The 219-nt window shown below is 70.8% G+C and carries 1 protein-coding gene; it reads left to right on the top strand.

The window, feature by feature from the left end; genetic code table 11:
- Positions 1-219, top strand: a 219-nt coding sequence (locus ACV229_RS40985; protein ID WP_448088716.1) for an acyl-CoA dehydrogenase family protein, incomplete at both ends; no start/stop codon positions are given.

Raw genomic sequence — 219 nt, 5'->3', positions numbered from 1 at the left:
GGGATGGGCTTCATCGAGGAGACGGGCGCCGCGCAGTACTACCGCGACGCGCGGATCCTGGCGATCTACGAAGGGACGACGGCGATCCAGGCGAACGACCTGGTCGGCCGCAAGACGGTGCGCGACGGCGGCGCGGTGGCGAAGGCGCTGATCGGCGAGATCGGTCAGACGGTCGACGCGCTCGGCAAGCTCGACGGCGCGGCGGCGGCATCGATGAAG

It is taken from the genome of Burkholderia sp. MR1-5-21 (assembly GCF_053427715.1).
The sequence above is the reverse complement of the archived record's forward strand: the minus strand, read 5'-3'. Positions and strand labels throughout refer to the sequence as shown.